The following is a 17,155-nucleotide window of genomic DNA, read 5'->3' as shown; positions in this document are numbered from 1 at the left end:
TAACAAAACTTAAAATTCAAAACTCTCAAAGTCTACAGCTCCTAATGCTTGCAAGCTTGATTTTTGTGCTGTAGTTAAGCCTGTGACACCTGTAATGTTCATTTTTTCATAGATTCTAGGTACTGGTAATGTTCTGATACACTTGCCAGTGGCAACATCCCAGAGTTTAATTGTTTGATCTGTTCCACCACTCGCTAACATATTTCCATCAGAGCTAAACGCGATCGCCCACACTTCACCTAAATGTCCACTTAAGGATTTAAGGCACACACCTGCGTCAACATCCCATAATTTCACTGTTTTATCGTGACTACCGCTAGCTAAAATCTTACCTTGAGGGCTAAACGTAACACTCCAAGCGACACCTTTGTGTTCCTGTAAGGTGTGCAAACACTTGCCATGCCTATTCCATAACTTGACAGTTTTGTCGTCACTTGCACTTGCAATCACTTCGCCATCAGGACTAAACGCAACCCCAAAAACTAAACTTGTGTGTCCGACTAAAGCTGCTACGCACTCGCCTTCTAAGTTCCACAACTTGATAGTTTGGTCATCGTGACCACTAGCTAACATGTTTCCATCAGGGCTAAACGCGATCGCCCAAGCCCGACAATCACCAGATAACAATTTCAGACATTCACCCGTGCGGATATCCCATAATTTGATCGTACGGTCATTATCACAACTAGCAATGATGTCACCAAGAGGACTAAAAACTGCCGAAAATACTGTATTAGCACGACTTTGAAAACCTTGGAGAATCCGTTGAAGTTTACCTGTAGTAGTATTCCATAACTTAATTGTGCCGTTGTTACTAGTGCTAGCTAAAGTTTGACCGTCAGGGCTAAATGCGACACACCACACCCAACTATCATGTCCTGAACGCGATTGAATACATTCTCCCGACTGGACGTGCCATAACCTAATTGTTGTATCATCACTACCACTCGCCAAAAACTGACCATCAGGACTAAATGCAATCGATTTAATACTTGCGCTATTGCCTTGCAGTGTGCGCAGCGATCGCCCTGTATTCATGTCCCACAAAGTTACTGTGTTATCAAAACTACCACTCGCTAAAGTTTGACCATCAGGATGAAATGCAACTGACCAAATCCAGCCGGAATGCTTTTGCAAAGTTTTTAGACATTGTCCCGTCGCGACATGCCATAACTTCACCGTACAATCGTAGCTACCACTTGCAAGCATCGTCCCATCAGGACTAAAAACAACTGATGCTGCGGGTTCGCTGTGTCCCTCTAATGTCGTGAGACATTTACCAGTGTTGACATTCCATAACTTGAGCGTACGATCCCAACTACTACTGGCGATCGCTTGACTGTCAGGACTAAACGCAATCGATCTTACCCAATGCCCGTGTCCCTGTAAAACCTTGATGACTTCTCCACTGTTGAGATCCCAAAACCTCACAGTCTGATCGTAGCTGCTGCTGGCTAATAAACAACTATCGGGACTAAATGCTGCGGCTGTGACGTGATTTGTATGTCCTTGGAGGATTTGTAAGCATTCGCCAGTAGAGACATCCCATACTCTGAGCGTACAATCAAAACTACCTGTAACTAAAAGATGACCTTGAGGATGAAAAGCGATCGCGTGTGCCCAACCTGTATGTCCTTGTAGTACGTGAAGACATTCACCTGTCGCTAAATCCCAGATTCGCACTGTTTGGTCAAAACTTGCACTCGCCAAGTATCCATTAGGACTAAACGCAATTGAAATCACCCAACTTTTGTGTCCTTCACAAGTCAATACTTCTGTGTAGTCAGCAGTGCGCCATATTCGTACTTTACTATCAGCATTGCCCATTGCAAACAAGCTACCATCAGGACTAAATGTGACTGATAAAGCACTATTTAAAACACCTGTAAAAACCGATTTATCTAAGTCTGCACCAGAAAAGTTCACTTGCTGTAAGTTAGCACCAACAAGATAAGCTTGCCAGATTTGCAAATACGAGAAATTATAACCACAAAGATCGACTTGTAAGTAACGTAAGAGATTAATGACATTACCACCACCGTATCCTACTAAACAGGGTGGCGATCGCATCTGCACAATAATATTGCTTAGTTGATGTTCTGCTTGCTGAAGAGAGCCTAAATCAGCAATTAATCTAGCTGCGAGTGGTGCAAGAACAATTCGTGTTTGACTTTCGCGAATGTAGTCTTTGGAAGACGCTTTAATTAAGGCATGGCTCAAGAATAGCTTAAGTTGCTGTGTTATGATTTCTGCACGATTTTGCTCAATTAGCTGTTCAGTCACATACTCCATGACAACAGGCTGTAGAGTAAATAATCCATTTGTTTTTTCTAACAGCGATCGCCGCCTTAAAGATAGCAAGACTTCTAATAATTTCGATTGCGAGATTCTCGGCACAAAATCTTCGCGCAGTTCTGCCAAAGTAACCCACTCGCGGTTAATTGCCAGCCAATACATTACCTGTTTTTCTAACTCAGATAAACGTTGAAACTGTTCATCTAGTAACGCACTAATATCACCAAATGCGATCGCCTCTTGTGCTAAAAACTCTGTTACACTTCCATCAAATAAGTCGCGGACAGTTGTTGCCACAATCTTGATTGCTAAAGGATTTCCTGCATAACTTGCTTGTAGTTGCTGCCAATCTATTTCTGAAGTGCAAAAACAATCATTACTTTGACAAATTTCTTTCACTTCCGCTGTACTTAAACCAGTTAAAGATAAACTGCGAATTGGTAAAAGATTTCCTTCTAACGCTGTTAAAGTTTTCGGTTGTTCGCGACTTGTCAGCAAAAGACAACTTGAATGAAGTTCTGCACCTACACGCCTGATAACCTCGCCGTAGCCTTCGTAACCTTCGCGATACTGTCCAGCGCGTCCATCACTGAGAATTGCATCTACATTGTCCCAGACAATTAAACACCGCGAGTTGCGTAGATACTCCAATAATAGTGATAGTTGAGCTTCGTAAGTTTCAGGTAATGTGTCCTGCTGATTGAATTGGAGTAGCTGGGTGAGAATTTCTATAACAGGCGGCGCATCGCGTAAAGATTGCCAAATCAAAACATCGAACTGATCTTGAATTTGAGTCGCTAACTTCGTTGCGAGTGCCGTTTTACCAATACCGCCCATACCCAAGATTGTCACTAATCGGCAGCGTTGAGTCACCCACTGCTGCAATAATGCCAGTTCCTCACTGCGACCATAGAATACAGAAACGTCGATTGTTTCTCCCCAATGTTGAGATTTTTTGTGTGTCAGGGCGATCGCTTCTTTAGAAATTGTGACGTGTTGTATTTGTCGCCGCAATACTGCTTGGAGGTTATTTTTTGTGACTTGCTCTCCCAATGCTTGTGTCAGTTGTTGCCATAGATGAGAACCGACATCACGAATGTGTCCTGTATCATAGCCAGCGTGTGCCGCAATTTTAGGATAAGTCCACCCTTGCCAGGAGTAACGAAAGACGAGTTCCTGGACATCCTTTAACTTTTGTCCTGCTAATAATTTGTCTAGCAGTATTAAAGCCTCTTCAGCAGACATCACTACATCTTGCATACAACACTCCCCGCCTAATTTAGGATAAAATAGCTGTTATGTGGCGCAATCTTTATTAACGTGTAACTAGATTGCTAGGCTGCTGAGCAAGCATCGATAAGTACGAGTTACGCCGTTGTCACGAGAATATTGGCACTAAACTCAATCCAGGCGCGATGTTTTGCCTTTTCCAGCGGATCAGATGGGTGAAGCGATCCTGGGGTAATTTCGTCTAAATGCTCACAAATAACCACTGATTCAAAGAGAACTGCAGCATCAACTTTGAGTAGTGGGATTTTCCCTAGCGGTGAAATTTGGCGAAACCAATCTGGCTGATTGGCTAAATCAATAGAAGTTTTCTGGTGAGGAATGTCCTTTTCGCGCAATAGAATAACTGCACGTTGTGCGTAGGGACAAAGATGATGACTCACTAGTTCTAGATGTGGATAAGACATGATAACTGTATGTTAGAAGGATGAATTTACGCTCACTGCTGTTGTCATTCTTCAGTGAACTGTTACCCTCTGTTTGACTTCACACTATCTAATACTGATTACGCAAAGCATTTCAAGAAATTGCGTTCGCATAGCGTACCGTAGGTAATCGCACTCTCCCAAAATTCTGATATAGCGATCCTATTTAAGTTGTAAGGTTTTTTGGAAACGCAGACACATAACGGTGAGTAGCGCGTTGGACGGGCAACGCCCGACTTGAAGCGACTGCGAACCCGAAGGGCTTGCCGTAAGTTACCAGTAAGAACACATTCCCTGTAGGAATTACTATCAGTGTAGCAAAAGCGTTAGCCGCAAGCGTTAGGCTAAGACACAAAGAGGGATTTCTATGAATTATTTAGGATGACTGTAGTCATCAAAAGCTGTTTAATTTTCATATAAGTTTGCTATGCAAGATTTTTGAGGAACATACCATTTCACTCAATGAGAAATACAAACAAGCTCTCATATGCCCCTGAAGCTTCTATTTGCATCAAGTTTGAAGTGAAACGGTATGAGAGTTCTACATTCACCACAGTAGTTTTGAACTGCACATTTGTCTTTACAGCAAATCTCTGGACTTTACCGAGTGAAAACCTCAGAAAATCTCAGGTCAACCCAGAATTATGATTCAACTCTTCAGTAGAGGTAACAGGAGGGTGACAAAGTAATATACTAATGGGGCGGTGAATACGTAACTATCCGCACGGTCAAGAATGCCACCGTGTCCAGGAATTAATTGCCCTGAATCTTTCACTCCCGCATCTCGCTTCATCATTGACTCGGTTAAGTCTCCGAGTAAGCTAGCAATTCCTATTAGTAGTCCTAAACCAAGTCCTGTTAAAGACCATAAAGGCCATTGTAAGTACCAAGCACCTGCCATAGCTACTGCAACACTTGCAACTACGCCAAAAGCTGCACCTTCCACTGTTTTCTTAGGGCTAATATCTGAAAGCCGAGTGCGACCAAATAATCTACCAAAGGTGTAAGCGCCAATATCAGCCGCCCAAATACAGAAAAAAGCAAGCAGTGTGTAGATTAATCCTGGAGGAAAGTTCTGAAAATCTGCCCATGTGTCAGGTAAATATCCAGAAAAAGGCAAATTACTCACAGCATCGTTTCCCAGCGCTCGTATTCTTACCCAGTAACTTGGTAAGTATCCTCCATAAAATAAACCCAAAATTGAAGTTGAAATATCAGCAATTGTTGCAAGTTTAGGCTGAAATAATAAATAAAAACAGATAAATGTTCCTGCCACTGGCACAACTGCATCTGCTAGCGTTGATGATACTGTTGCAATAAAGAGCAAAGCTTGACTAACCGCCAAAGTTGTTTTAGCAGCGGGGGCAATTCCTTTAGCACGGACAAGCTGGAAATATTCCAACTGACCTAAATAGACAATGACGGCAAACATGACCGTAAAATACCACCCTCCCAAGATACTTCCGGTGAGGGCGATCGCGATCGCAATGATTCCACTAACAATTCGAGACCAGGGCATAGATAGGAGTGAGGGGCGAGGGGCGAGGAGTGAGAGGATAAATGATAGTTTATTCTCCTGTATCTCTTGAATTCTCTATATTTTTTATCCAATAATGTTTAAATAATTGGCTTTAGTCTAACTTTTCACCGCTAAGAATAAAAATTGGATCGACGGCAGCAAAACTTTGGGAAAAACCCCGCGATTCCAAACGATTAACAGCAGACTGGACAACTTCAACATTACGAGCCTGCAATTGTGCAAAGCTCTGAGATACAGCATACAGAGTTTCTAGATTACTTGCTGTGGCAACTACTCTACCTTGAGGTAACAAATATTGCCAGACTTCTTGCAAGATAGTTTTAATTGGACGACCACCTTCTATACATACGCGATGGGGAGGGTGGGGTAAGTGTGATAAACATTCTGGGGCGCTACCTTCGACAACTTCGACATTCTTGACCTCAAAGCGATCGCAGTTACGACGAATTAAATTTGCCACTTCTTCATCGCGCTCAACAGCAATTATGCGTCCGTGAGGACACAGCAATCCCACTTCTACAGGAATTGTACCGGTTCCTGCACCAATATCCCATAAAACTGAATTGGGTTGAATCCGTAACTGTGCTATCAGTAATAGCCGGATTTCGCGTTTACTGAGGGGAATTCCTGGTAGGCGTTCAAATAACTCATCAGAAATCCCTGGAGTGAGGTAAGGCCATAATTTTGAGGGCATAGGAAAAAGATACCATTGCAGTCGCCGATCTTCCAAAGCTATAACAGCTGTATACGCTCACAACAGCATGCAGTACATGGCTCAGATATTAGGCGATCGCTACGAAGTGCAACAACAACTAGCAAAAAAATCTGGACGCCGGACGCTATTAGCCCGCGATTTAACAACTCAAAATTTAGTTGTTGTGAAGTTACTGTCGTTTAGTCATGATTTTGAATGGGACGATTTAAAGCTATTTGGGCGAGAAGCAGAAATTTTAAAGACCGTTACGCATCCAGCAATTCCGCGTTACTTAGATTATTTTGAGCTTGATTCAGCACAATTTAAAGGATTTGCCCTCGTCCAAACTTATCTTCCAGCAAAGTCTTTAGAGGAACATTTAAGGAAAGGAATAGTATTTAACGAAGTTGATGTCCAGCAAATTGCTACAGCACTTTTAGAAATTCTGATTTATCTCCACAGCCATCAACCTCCAGTCATTCACCGCGATATTAAGCCAAGTAACATTCTCTTGACACGATCAGAAAATCATTTGTGTGTTTATCTTGTTGATTTTGGTTCAGTACAAACACTTGCTGCTCGTGAAGGTGGAACAATGACGGTAGTTGGGACTTATGGTTATATGCCACCAGAGCAATTTGGCGATCGCGCAGTTCCAGCATCGGATCTCTACAGTTTAGGCGCTACTCTCATGGCGTTAGTCACAGGGACACACCCAGCTGATTTACCACACCGCGATGGACGAATTCAATTTGAGCAAGTCACAACGCTTAGCCCTACTTTTACAAGATGGTTAAGGCGCATGACCGAACCTAGCTTGGATCGCCGCTTCTTGTCTGCTAAACAAGCTTTACAAGCACTGCATCAGCCAATTGATGCTGCTTTAACAGTTGGCAAGCCATTTGATAGCAAAGTTTCATTGTATAAGGATGCCAACCTTCTAGACATTACACTGCCTGCGAAAGGATTTAGCCCTGAAATTGTAGGCTTAACTTTATTTGCAATTGCTTGGAATTCCTTTGTTGTGATGTGGACGGGTTTTACTGTTGTTGCCGCACCTTTTCCTGTTAATCTATTTTTTACCCTATTTTCTCTACCATTTTGGGGCGCAGGCGCAGGAATGGTGTGGCAAATCGTCTCTAACTTATTTCGACGTGTCCGGTTGAGAGTTGATCAAAAACAAATTTTGCTCAGTCACGAAATATTAGGCTGGCAGTATCGTCGTCCGCGTGTTGCTGGTATCCAGAATATTACGAAATTAGAACGTACATCCAAATTCATGAGCATGGTCAAAAATAGTGAGGGCGATCTCGTTGAGATCAAGCCACAAATTAATATCTGGGTGGGAACCCAAAAATATGAATTAGGCGATCGCGTACTCACTGAACCAGAAATCGATTGGTTAGCTCAAGAACTTAGCGACTGGTTGGCTATGCCAGTTATCAAAGAGTAGGTGTAATAATACAAAAAAGGTTCGCTTCCTGTTTATAGTAATTCAGGAAGGATTCCAGGAGGCAAATATGTTTGGTTTAGGATGGCCAGAGGTGGGTGTTATTGCTTTAGCTGCAATATTGATCTTTGGTCCTAAAAAGATTCCAGAGATGGGTAGTGCCTTGGGTAAAACCTTGCGTGGCTTTAAAGAAGAGTTAAAAGGATCTGAAGATGGTGTCGAGCAAGATCGTGATAGATAGGGGTCAAAGGTCAGAGGACGCTACGTAAGCCTGCACTTCAAATCGTAAATTACAGATGCCTTGCAACTGAAGTCGAGGCTACATCAACGAAGTTGACGAGCGCACACTAATATAAGAGTTTTAACAGTAAGTCCACCTCCGTGGACTTAGCTTGTTTAGCTGCGAATTTATTCGCTAAGCGTTCATGCAAGAGATCCGCGAATTTATTCGCTAAGCTTACAACTGATTAGCAACGGAAGATTGTACGCTAATTTGCGTATCTGCTGTTGAATTCTCATTTGGTTGTTGGATATCATCTCCAACAGGGCGACGCGCTTCAATTAAGCTAATTGCCCGCGTTACACTTTCAGGTAAGATGACAACTAAACTGCCGTCAGAGGCGCTATCTAGTCCTTTATTGATCGCAGTTGTCTCGTCCAAAATTGACTCGTAAGGGCAATCAGGCTTGACTTGCATGATACCTTTGAGGATAAGTTCAGCAGCTGAACCACGCGATCGCCCACGAGTATCATCATCTTCTTTGATAATAATGCGATCAAAAATTCCGGCAGAGAGTTTACCGAGTGTAATAAAATCTTCATCGCGGCGATCGCCTGGTCCACCAACGACGCCAATTCTCTCACCAGTCCAATTGCGAATGAAACCACCTAATGCTTCATAACTATGAGGATTATGAGCATAGTCAATGAGTGCATGATAGCGACCTAAATTGAATAGATTCATGCGTCCTGGTGTTTGATTCACCGAGGCTTTAAATGTAGTCAACCCAGCGCGAATTTGCTCAATCGAGACTCCTTGCACAAAAGCGGCTAAACTAGCGGCTAAGGCATTAGCAATCATAAACGGTGCTTTACCTGCCATTGTCAGCGGTACATTCACTGCTTGTTCGATGCGTAGTGTCCAATCACCTTTGAGAATTGATAAGTAACCGTTTTCATAAACTGCGGCTAATCCACCTTGTTGAGTGTGCTGCTTCACCAGTTCATTGTCAGGACTCATGGTAAAGAAAGCAACTTGTGATTTGACGCGATCGCGCATCGCAGCCACGCGTACGTCATCTGCATTCAATACAGCATAACCATTAGGTAAGACAGCTTCAGCAACGACACTCTTCAGGTGTGCCATTTGATCGATGGTGTCAATGTCGCCGATGCCTAGATGGTCGGCAGCAACATTCAACACGACGCCAACGTTACTAGCATCAAATGCTAACCCTGAGCGTAAAATGCCTCCGCGTGCCGATTCTAATACAGCAACTTCCACAGTCGGATCTTGTAGAATCAGTTGCGCACTTTGCGGACCTGTATTATCACCTGGTTCGACTAAGTAGTCGCCAATATATGTCCCGTCAGTTGTTGTATAACCGATAACCTGACCTGTTTGTTTGAAAATATGGGCGAGTAGTCGTGTTGTTGTCGTTTTACCATTGGTACCAGTCACCGCTAAAATGGGAATGCGGCTGGGTTTTTCGGGAGGAAACAGCATATCTAATACAGCCCCCGCAACATTGCGAGGAATTCCGCGACTAGGGCTGACGTGCATTCTAAACCCAGGGGCAGCATTAACTTCCACAATCACGCCATCAACTTCACGCAAAGGACGCGTGATGTCTTCTGTGACAATATCAATTCCTGCAATATCTAAACCAATAACCTTAGCGACTCGCTGTGCTAACCAAACGTTTTCGGGGTGAATATCGTCAGTACGGTCTACAGCAATGCCACCAGTACTTAAGTTTGCTGTCGCGCGCAGATAGCAAATTTCATCTTTAGGTAGCACAGTATCAACAGTATACCCCTGTCGTTCTAAAAGCTGGTAGCTAGTGCGGTCAAGTTCAATGCGAGTCAGAACATTATCGTGTCCTTCACCGCGATTCGGGTCGCGATTCGTTTGCTTAATAAGTTCTTCAATTGTACTCGCACCATCACCGACAACGTGGGCAGGTATGCGTTCTGCTACAGCTACAACTTTACCATCAACAACTAAAACGCGGTGGTCGCGACCAGTATAGTATCGTTCAACAATAATTGACCGTGACACCTCTCGTGCTGCATCATAAGCCGCTTCAGCTTCTTCCCAATTACGAATATCAATCGTAATCCCTCGACCATGATTGCCATCAAGAGGTTTAATTACAATCGGGTAGCCGCCAACATCCGCGATCGCAGTTTCAAGTTCATCAAAATAGTTAATCACTGTGCCTCTAGGAACTGGCACACCTGCATCTGCTAAGATCCGTTTTGTTCCTTCTTTGTCACAGGCAAGTTCAACTCCCAAAATTCCTGTTTGGGCTGTCATCGTCGCTTGAATGCGTTTTTGATGGACACCGTAGCCGAGTTGAATTAAAAAGCGCGTTCCCAACGACATCCAAGGCATACCTCGTGCTTCGGCTTCTTGGACAATCGCATCGGTACTTGGTCCTAGTGCGGCATCGCGCTGTAGTTCGCTAAGGTCTTCGATGTCTTGCTCAAGTTCTTGTCGGAGATAGTACCCTTTATTAACAATGCTTTGACAAAGGCGCACTGCTGCCCTGGCGGCATAACGTCCTGCTTGCTCTTCTTGGTACTCAAAGACAACTTGATACACTCCAGGAGTTCCCGTTTCTCTTGTCCGACCAAATCCTGCGGGCATTCCTGCAAGTTCTTGTAATTCTAGGGCGACGTGCTCGATAATGTGCCCCATCATTGTGCCTTCACGCACCCGCATCAAAAAACCACCATGACAGCCAGGCGAACACAAGTGTGATTCCAGACTTGGTAGTGCCTCGACTAATCCTTCGTAGAAGCCTGATATTTCGTTGGAAGGTTTCTCAGCTAACTCTTCTAAGTCTAATCGCATGACGATTAGCTTGTGCCGTCGAATACTCCAGTAATTGGGACCGCGTAATGTCTGGATTTTGAGGATTCTCATGTGCGCTCTTGAATTCGCATCCAATAATCTAGTTTCCACTTGTGCGTAAGCAGGAAACTGTTCATTGAGAACAGTTTGTCAGCTATCTATGGTAGGAAGTTATAACTTACTTAATGATAGTGCCACAGTAACTCCAATTACTTCTGGAGATGACTCGTAGATAAAACTTTGCGCTTATACAAGTGATAGCGATCGCCATAACCGAGAATGTGTAGACGTAAGTTATGTAGGCTCAAAGGTTCGGTAGCTGTAACTTCACTGTAATTAGTATGTGTTACTTCACCAGGATCAATTACGGTGACAGTTCCTTTCCCCATCACTTGTAAAGTTCCATCACTTTCTATCAAAGCGCAGGTATCTTCATCAATACCAATACCCAAACGATCTGGATAGCAAGCGATCGCACTAATTAAGCGTGCCATGCGGTTGCGGTTTTGAAAGTGTTGATCGACAATCAACTCAGGAATAATCCCTAAGCCTGTTCCTAAATCAACCAAGGAACGATTTGGCGACTCGCCACTGCCACCACCCGCAATCATATAATGACCCATTACGGCGGCTCCGGCACTCGTTCCAGCTAATGTTAGTTCGTTGCACTGTACGCGCTGGCGAATTGTCTCCATTGCGGGAGTATCAGCTAATACACCACATAAACGAAGTTGATCTCCACCAGTCCAAAATACTCCGGTGCAAGTTTCTAAACACTTTTGGACATTAAGATCTTCACACTGCTGTCGCTCGCGAATGTCTAGTAGCTCAATTTGCTTAGCTCCCATTTCTTCAAAGATACTCATGTATCTGTTACCAATGATGGCTGGTTCGCGTGAAGCTGAGGGAATAATCGCGATGTGGGCATTTTGTCCGCCAGCGCGGTTAAAAAACGTTTGTAATATTTCTCTGCCGTGAACTTTGTCTTCAGCACCACCTATAATCAATACGGCGGTTGTAGTAGATTGGGGCTTTCTCATTTCTAGCAATTGAGCTTCTAATTGCGCCATGTGTCTTCCTCTTTTCAGCCTCAGGGAACTTAAACCCGACCGCAGATCAGTGAATTCAGATCGCATCCGCGATCTGATGCTCAACAGACGCCCGCGATCGCTCATTGCTGCACCACAAGTACGAACAGGTCTGATAAGCAACTGCTTTGCTGAGGATTGCTCCTAAGTCGAGCAATTTTTAACCCTGAATCTTTAATAATAATCCGCAAGATGTGAAAATATTTAAACATAATTTAAGCAATTAGAAAAACTTTTAGCTAAAACATTAAGTTACAGAAGTCACAGGCATCCCACCTGTACCATTAGCCACTAGCTACTAGTCACTAACTAATTCATCAAATTAGCTGTTTCTTTACTGGATTACTGTGCGATTTGATATAGTTACTCTGTTTCCAGATTTTTTTTGCTCTGCCCTGAAGTCAGGATTGTTAGGGAAAGCTTTAGCAAGACAAATTGCCACAGTTAACTTAATCAATCCCCGCGAGTTTACAACAGATAAGCATCACAAAGTTGATGATGAACCTTATGGTGGTGGTGTGGGAATGTTGATAAAGCCTGAACCCATCTTTGCGGCGATTGAATCTTTACCCACTTTACCTCGACGGGAGGTTATTCTGATGACTCCCCAAGGTCAAACATTGAAGCAACCTTTACTTCAAGACTTAGCGACATACGAGCAATTAGTCGTCATTTGCGGTCATTATGAAGGTGTCGATGAGCGAGTACTGCATTTAGTCACGCGAGAGATTTCTTTAGGTGATTTTGTGCTGACTGGAGGCGAAATTCCGGCACTAGCGTTAATTAATGGCGTCACGCGGTTACTTCCTGGAACAGTAGGTAAAGTTGAATCACTCAAAGCCGAAAGTTTTGAAGCTGGGTTGTTAGACTATCCACAATATACACGTCCGGCGGAGTTTCGCGGGTGGAAAGTGCCTGATGTGTTGCGTTCAGGAAATCATGAAAAAATTGCACGGTGGCGCTATGAACAACAAATTGAACGTACGCGCGATCGCCGCCCCGATCTCTATGCTGAATGGTTGGAAAGTATCAAATCGCAATCAGATATAGACAGGTAATAGGTCATCGGTCACTGGTAATAGGGTGAGAACTTGAATGCGATCGCTAAAGCTAACAGATAATCAATAACTACTCTACTCTTGTCAATTACCAACTACCTATTACTAATTAACAACTGATGTATCGTTACTAAAAGAGGGTTTTTATAACTGCGCTCATGAACATTCGGATTGGTAACGGCTACGATATTCATCAATTAAGCTTTGATCGGCGTTTGATTTTGGGTGGTGTTGAAATTCCACACGATCGCGGTTTGCTCGGACATAGTGATGCTGATGTCCTTACTCATGCGATTATGGATGCGATGCTAGGTGCTTTGAGTTTGGGTGATATTGGGTTGTATTTTCCACCAACTGATCCGCAGTGGAAAGGTGCAGATAGTTTAGTTTTACTTGCAAAAGTAAATCAATTCATCGGCGATCGCGGCTGGCAAATTGGCAATATAGACTCGGTAGTTGTCGCGGAACGTCCAAAATTAAAACCGCATATTCAACAAATGCGATCGCGCCTTGCAGAAGTTTTAGCAGTACAACCCGATCAAATTGGAATTAAAGCAACAACAAATGAAAAATTAGGTCCCGTAGGCAGAGAAGAAGGAATCGCCGCGTATGCAGTAGCATTACTTCAACAGGCTTAAGTGCAGAGGTCAGAGGGTGCGATCGCTATGGTAAATTTTGTTAATGAATCGCCTAAAAACATTCTCACGGCTAGAGCAAGGCTAGGGGAGGGTCCTTGTTGGCATTCACAAAAGCAATTACTATACTGGGTTGATATTTACAATCACCGAGTTCACGAATTCGATCCAAAAACAGGCGAACAAAAATTCTTTGATGTGGGTGAAGTTGTTGGTTGTATTGCACCAGCAGGAACAGACCGTTTTATTATGGCGCTGCGCCATCGATTGGCTTTTTTAGATACTAGTAATGGTGAAGTGACACCGATTATTGAGGTTGAAAAAGAGAAACCATCAGATATTCGCCTCAATGATGGTAAATGTGATGCAGCAGGGCGTTTTTGGTTTGGTTCAATGTCTACAAGTGGCAATAAAGCGCGGTTGTTTCGCTACGATCCTGATGGTTCTTTGCACGTTCTTTTAACAGGGTTAACGGTATCAAATGGACTTGGATGGAGTCCCGATCAAAATACATTTTATTTAACTGACTCGCCTTTAAAAAAGATTTACGCATTCGACTTTGATTTAGACAATGGCAATGTTAGTAATCAGCGCGTGTTTGCTGAGATTGATATTGATTCTGGCGTTCCTGATGGCTTGACGGTAGATCGCGATGGATGTGTTTGGTCGGCGATTTGGGATGGCTGGTGTGTTGTTAAGTTTGATCCGATAGGAAAAGAGATGGCGCGGATTTCTATGCCTGTGCAGCGCCCTACGTGTTGTGTTTTTGGTAATCAAGATTTAGCAACACTTTATATTACAACTGCGTCAGTCGGTTTGAGTGAGGAAGAAATTCAAAAAAGCTTTTATTCAGGAGACTTATTTAGCCTCACTACGAATACTTCAGGTATGCCTACTTATGAATTTGCAGGGTGAAGGATGAACGCTACAATACCAAGTATTTTACGTCGTTGGGTTGCCATTGGGTTGAGTTTTGTTTTAGCGATCGCGCTTTCGGGTTGCAATCCTGCTAATTTTGAAACAGTAGCCGCACAAGTTCCACAAATCGTAGTTAGTGTCTTAAGCGATCCGAAAACTTTTAACTATGCGCTGAATCAAGAGTCCCCAAATATTTTTGGTTTGACCTACGACGGTTTAGTCACAGAGAATCCGCTGACTGGTGCAGTTGAACCAGCTTTAGCCGAATCGTGGAAGATTGCTGAAGATAACCTGAGAATTACCTTTACGTTACGCGAAGGACTAAGGTGGTCTGACGGAGAACCATTAACTGCTGATGATGTAGATTTTACCTACAACAGCGTTTATCTTAACGAAGCAATTCCCACTGATACTAGGGATATCTTGCGTATTGGCGAAAGTAGAGCGTTACCAACTGTTCGTCAACTTGATGCACGTACAGTAGAATTCACCACTCCAGAACCTTTTGCACCTTTTTTACGGATTACAGGTTTACCTATCTTACCTGCTCATGCTTTGCGCGAAGCAGTCGAAACCAAAGATTCTCAAGGAAATCCTCGATTTTTAACAACATGGGGAGTTGATACACCACCGCAGCAAATTATTGTGAATGGTCCTTATCAACTTGAGGAATATGTTACTAGTCAGCGTGTTGTATATCGACGCAATCCATACTATTGGCGGCGCGATTCTCAAGGCAATCCACAACCTTATGTTGAGCGTCTCATTTGGCAAATTGTAGAATCTACTGATACATCCCTCATTCAGTTTCGTTCGCAAGGTTTAGATGCTGTTGCGGTTACACCTGAATACTTTTCACTCCTCAAACGTGAAGAAGATCGGGGTAACTTCACCATATACGAAGATGGTCCTGCACCTGGAACTAACTTTATCTCGTTCAATCTCAATAAAGGTAGCAGAAACGGTCGTCCATTAGTCGATCCAGTCAAGTCACGATGGTTTAATTCTCCAGATTTCAGACGGGCGATCGCCTACGGAATTGATCGTCAACGGATGATTAATAATATCTTTCGTGGTTTGGGGGAATTGCAAAATTCACCAATTTCTGTACAAAGTCCTTATTACCTCTCACCAGAGGAAGGACTAAAAGTATATGAATACGATCCCGATCGGGCAAGAGAACTATTCCGCCAAGCAGGATTTCAGTACAATAGTGCAGGTCAGTTGCTTGATGCTGATGGCAATCGCGTCCGCTTCTCAATGATTACAAATGCAGGTAATCGCATTCGGGAAGCAATGGGCGCACAAATTAAACAAGACTTGAGCCAAATTGGTATTCAGGTTGACTTTAATCCGATTGCTTTTAGCGTTTTAGTAGATCGCCTTGTAAATACGCTTGATTGGGATTGTCATTTATTAAGCATTTCGGGTGGCGTTGAACCTAATAGTGGCGCTAACATTTGGTCAGTTGACGGCGGTTTGCATAGTTTTAATCAAAAACCACTTCCAGGACAACCACCACTTGAAGGGCGAGAAGTTGCAGACTGGGAACAGCAAATTTCCGATCTTTATATTGATGCGGCGCAGGAGTTAGACGAGTCACGACGCAAAGCAATTTATGCTGAAACTCAACAGTTGACTCAAGAGTATTTACCGTTTATTTATCTTGTAAGTCCTTTAGCAATGACAGCGGTACGCGATCGCATTCAAGGCGTGCAATATTCTGCATTGGGTGGTGCTTTCTGGAATATTTATGAGCTGAGAATGGTAGATTAATGTGAATTTGGTAGATCGCCTGGCGAATTTATTCGCGGCTAAAAAACTAAGTCCACGAAGGTGGACTTGTGTAACAATCTATCTTTGTAAAAACTTATGAAGATAGGTTTTGTTTGTATAGCTGCGGTTTTAACCGCTAAGCTTTGTCAATTTTTGCACAAATTCAGCGTGTTCTGGAGAATTTAATCCTTGCTGTAGCACAGCTAAAACTTGAGCCATTTTTCCTTCAAGAAGTTCACTGACAGCTAACCACAGCCCAGGAAAAACGTGCGATCGCACTATACCTTCTATATCAGGTTCGAGTTGTCGATATTCACCTTCAAATAACTGAAACCAATCCAATTTATTCTCGTAGATCTGCCAAACTAAATACTCTTGTACCCCATTACGACGATAAGCATTTTTCTTATCATAGAGGTCATACGCTGCACTACTCGCAGCAATTTCTACCACTAATTCTGGTGCGCCTTCGAGATAATCATCGTCACTCAACTGCACTTTTCCTCCCACAGTGGAATCGATAAACAACACTCCATCAGGCTGTGGTTCGTTATCTAAATCTAAACGTACTGTCGCGTTATCACCCAACCTTACTCCTGGTGTAGCAGTGCGGTACGTCCACATCCAGCCAATGAGATTACTATGAGGTTCTGCATGATTTGTAAAACGCAACGGTGACGCCACGTAGACGACTCCTTCGATCAGTTCTGCTTTTTTAATATCTGGAATGGCGGTATAGCGGCGTTCAAATTCGTGGCGGGTTAGGCGATCGCCACTTTCTAAGGGAGGAATGGATTTATACTCGTGTTCATTCGGTTGCTGTTTTTTTAGCGATTGATTGAGTACCATTGCAAAACCTGTGGTATCTAATCGAAGATTTGATTGCCTTAATTTTCACATTCTTAGCAAG

Annotated in this window: 13 protein-coding genes; 6 read left to right on the top strand and 7 right to left on the bottom strand. The window is 43.3% G+C overall.

Annotated features, from left to right (window positions below; genetic code table 11):
- Positions 1-9: 9 nt before the first annotated feature.
- The 4 genes from IQ230_RS16460 to cbiT all read right to left on the bottom strand — a co-directional run bounded on the left by IQ230_RS16460 (position 10) and on the right by cbiT (position 6,241).
- Positions 10-3,555, bottom strand: coding sequence for a WD40 domain-containing protein (locus IQ230_RS16460; RefSeq protein ID WP_193933218.1), 3,546 nt, complete (start codon positions 3,553-3,555; stop codon positions 10-12).
- 107 nt (positions 3,556-3,662) lie between these two features.
- On the bottom strand, positions 3,663-3,989 hold the full coding sequence (locus IQ230_RS16455) for a glutathione S-transferase family protein (protein WP_193933216.1): 327 nt from the start codon (positions 3,987-3,989) through the stop codon (positions 3,663-3,665).
- Positions 3,990-4,656: 667 nt separating this feature from the next.
- Positions 4,657-5,526, bottom strand: coding sequence for a phosphatidate cytidylyltransferase (locus IQ230_RS16450; protein WP_193933214.1), 870 nt, complete (start codon positions 5,524-5,526; stop codon positions 4,657-4,659).
- Between the two features lie 112 nt (positions 5,527-5,638).
- Entirely contained in the window at positions 5,639-6,241 is a 603-nt protein-coding gene (cbiT, locus tag IQ230_RS16445; RefSeq protein WP_193933212.1) for a precorrin-6Y C5,15-methyltransferase subunit CbiT, read from the bottom strand.
- 76 nt (positions 6,242-6,317) lie between these two features.
- Here cbiT and IQ230_RS16440 point away from each other — a divergent pair, with 76 nt between their 5' ends.
- Positions 6,318-7,694 (top strand): serine/threonine protein kinase, encoded by a 1,377-nt coding sequence (locus tag IQ230_RS16440; protein ID WP_193933210.1) that lies wholly within the window; start codon positions 6,318-6,320, stop codon positions 7,692-7,694.
- Positions 7,695-7,761: 67 nt separating this feature from the next.
- Positions 7,762-7,932: a twin-arginine translocase TatA/TatE family subunit gene (tatA, locus tag IQ230_RS16435; protein WP_193933208.1), complete on the top strand. Its 171-nt coding sequence runs from the start codon at positions 7,762-7,764 to the stop codon at positions 7,930-7,932.
- A gap of 216 nt (positions 7,933-8,148) precedes the next feature.
- Here tatA and cphA read toward each other — a convergent pair whose 3' ends face one another.
- Both cphA and IQ230_RS16425 read right to left on the bottom strand, forming a co-directional pair.
- Positions 8,149-10,842 (bottom strand): cyanophycin synthetase, encoded by a 2,694-nt coding sequence (gene cphA, locus IQ230_RS16430; RefSeq protein WP_193933206.1) that lies wholly within the window; start codon positions 10,840-10,842, stop codon positions 8,149-8,151.
- A gap of 137 nt (positions 10,843-10,979) precedes the next feature.
- Positions 10,980-11,840: a cyanophycinase gene (locus IQ230_RS16425; protein WP_193933258.1), complete on the bottom strand. Its 861-nt coding sequence runs from the start codon at positions 11,838-11,840 to the stop codon at positions 10,980-10,982.
- A gap of 365 nt (positions 11,841-12,205) precedes the next feature.
- On the opposite strand from IQ230_RS16425, the gene trmD reads away from it, so the two are divergent.
- The 4 genes from trmD (at position 12,206) to IQ230_RS16405 (ending at position 16,245) form a co-directional block, all read left to right on the top strand.
- Complete coding sequence (gene trmD / locus IQ230_RS16420; protein ID WP_193933204.1) at positions 12,206-12,916, top strand: tRNA (guanosine(37)-N1)-methyltransferase TrmD; 711 nt, start codon at positions 12,206-12,208, stop codon at positions 12,914-12,916.
- A 158-nt stretch (positions 12,917-13,074) separates the two neighbouring features.
- Positions 13,075-13,554, top strand: coding sequence for a 2-C-methyl-D-erythritol 2,4-cyclodiphosphate synthase (gene ispF, locus IQ230_RS16415; RefSeq protein ID WP_193933202.1), 480 nt, complete (start codon positions 13,075-13,077; stop codon positions 13,552-13,554).
- A complete protein-coding gene (locus IQ230_RS16410; RefSeq protein WP_322742443.1) occupies positions 13,555-14,466 on the top strand; it encodes an SMP-30/gluconolactonase/LRE family protein in 912 nt (303 codons plus the stop codon).
- 3 nt (positions 14,467-14,469) lie between these two features.
- Positions 14,470-16,245 (top strand): ABC transporter substrate-binding protein, encoded by a 1,776-nt coding sequence (locus IQ230_RS16405; protein WP_193933200.1) that lies wholly within the window; start codon positions 14,470-14,472, stop codon positions 16,243-16,245.
- Positions 16,246-16,374: 129 nt separating this feature from the next.
- On the opposite strand, the gene IQ230_RS16400 is transcribed toward IQ230_RS16405, so the two are convergent.
- On the bottom strand, positions 16,375-17,094 hold the full coding sequence (locus IQ230_RS16400; RefSeq protein WP_193933198.1) for a Uma2 family endonuclease: 720 nt from the start codon (positions 17,092-17,094) through the stop codon (positions 16,375-16,377).
- Between the last annotated feature and the right edge of the window lie 61 nt (positions 17,095-17,155).

The sequence above is a fragment of the Gloeocapsopsis crepidinum LEGE 06123 genome (assembly GCF_015207655.1).
GTDB lineage: Bacteria > Cyanobacteriota > Cyanobacteriia > Cyanobacteriales > Chroococcidiopsidaceae > Gloeocapsopsis > Gloeocapsopsis crepidinum.
This window is presented reverse-complemented; position numbering and strand designations above follow the sequence as displayed.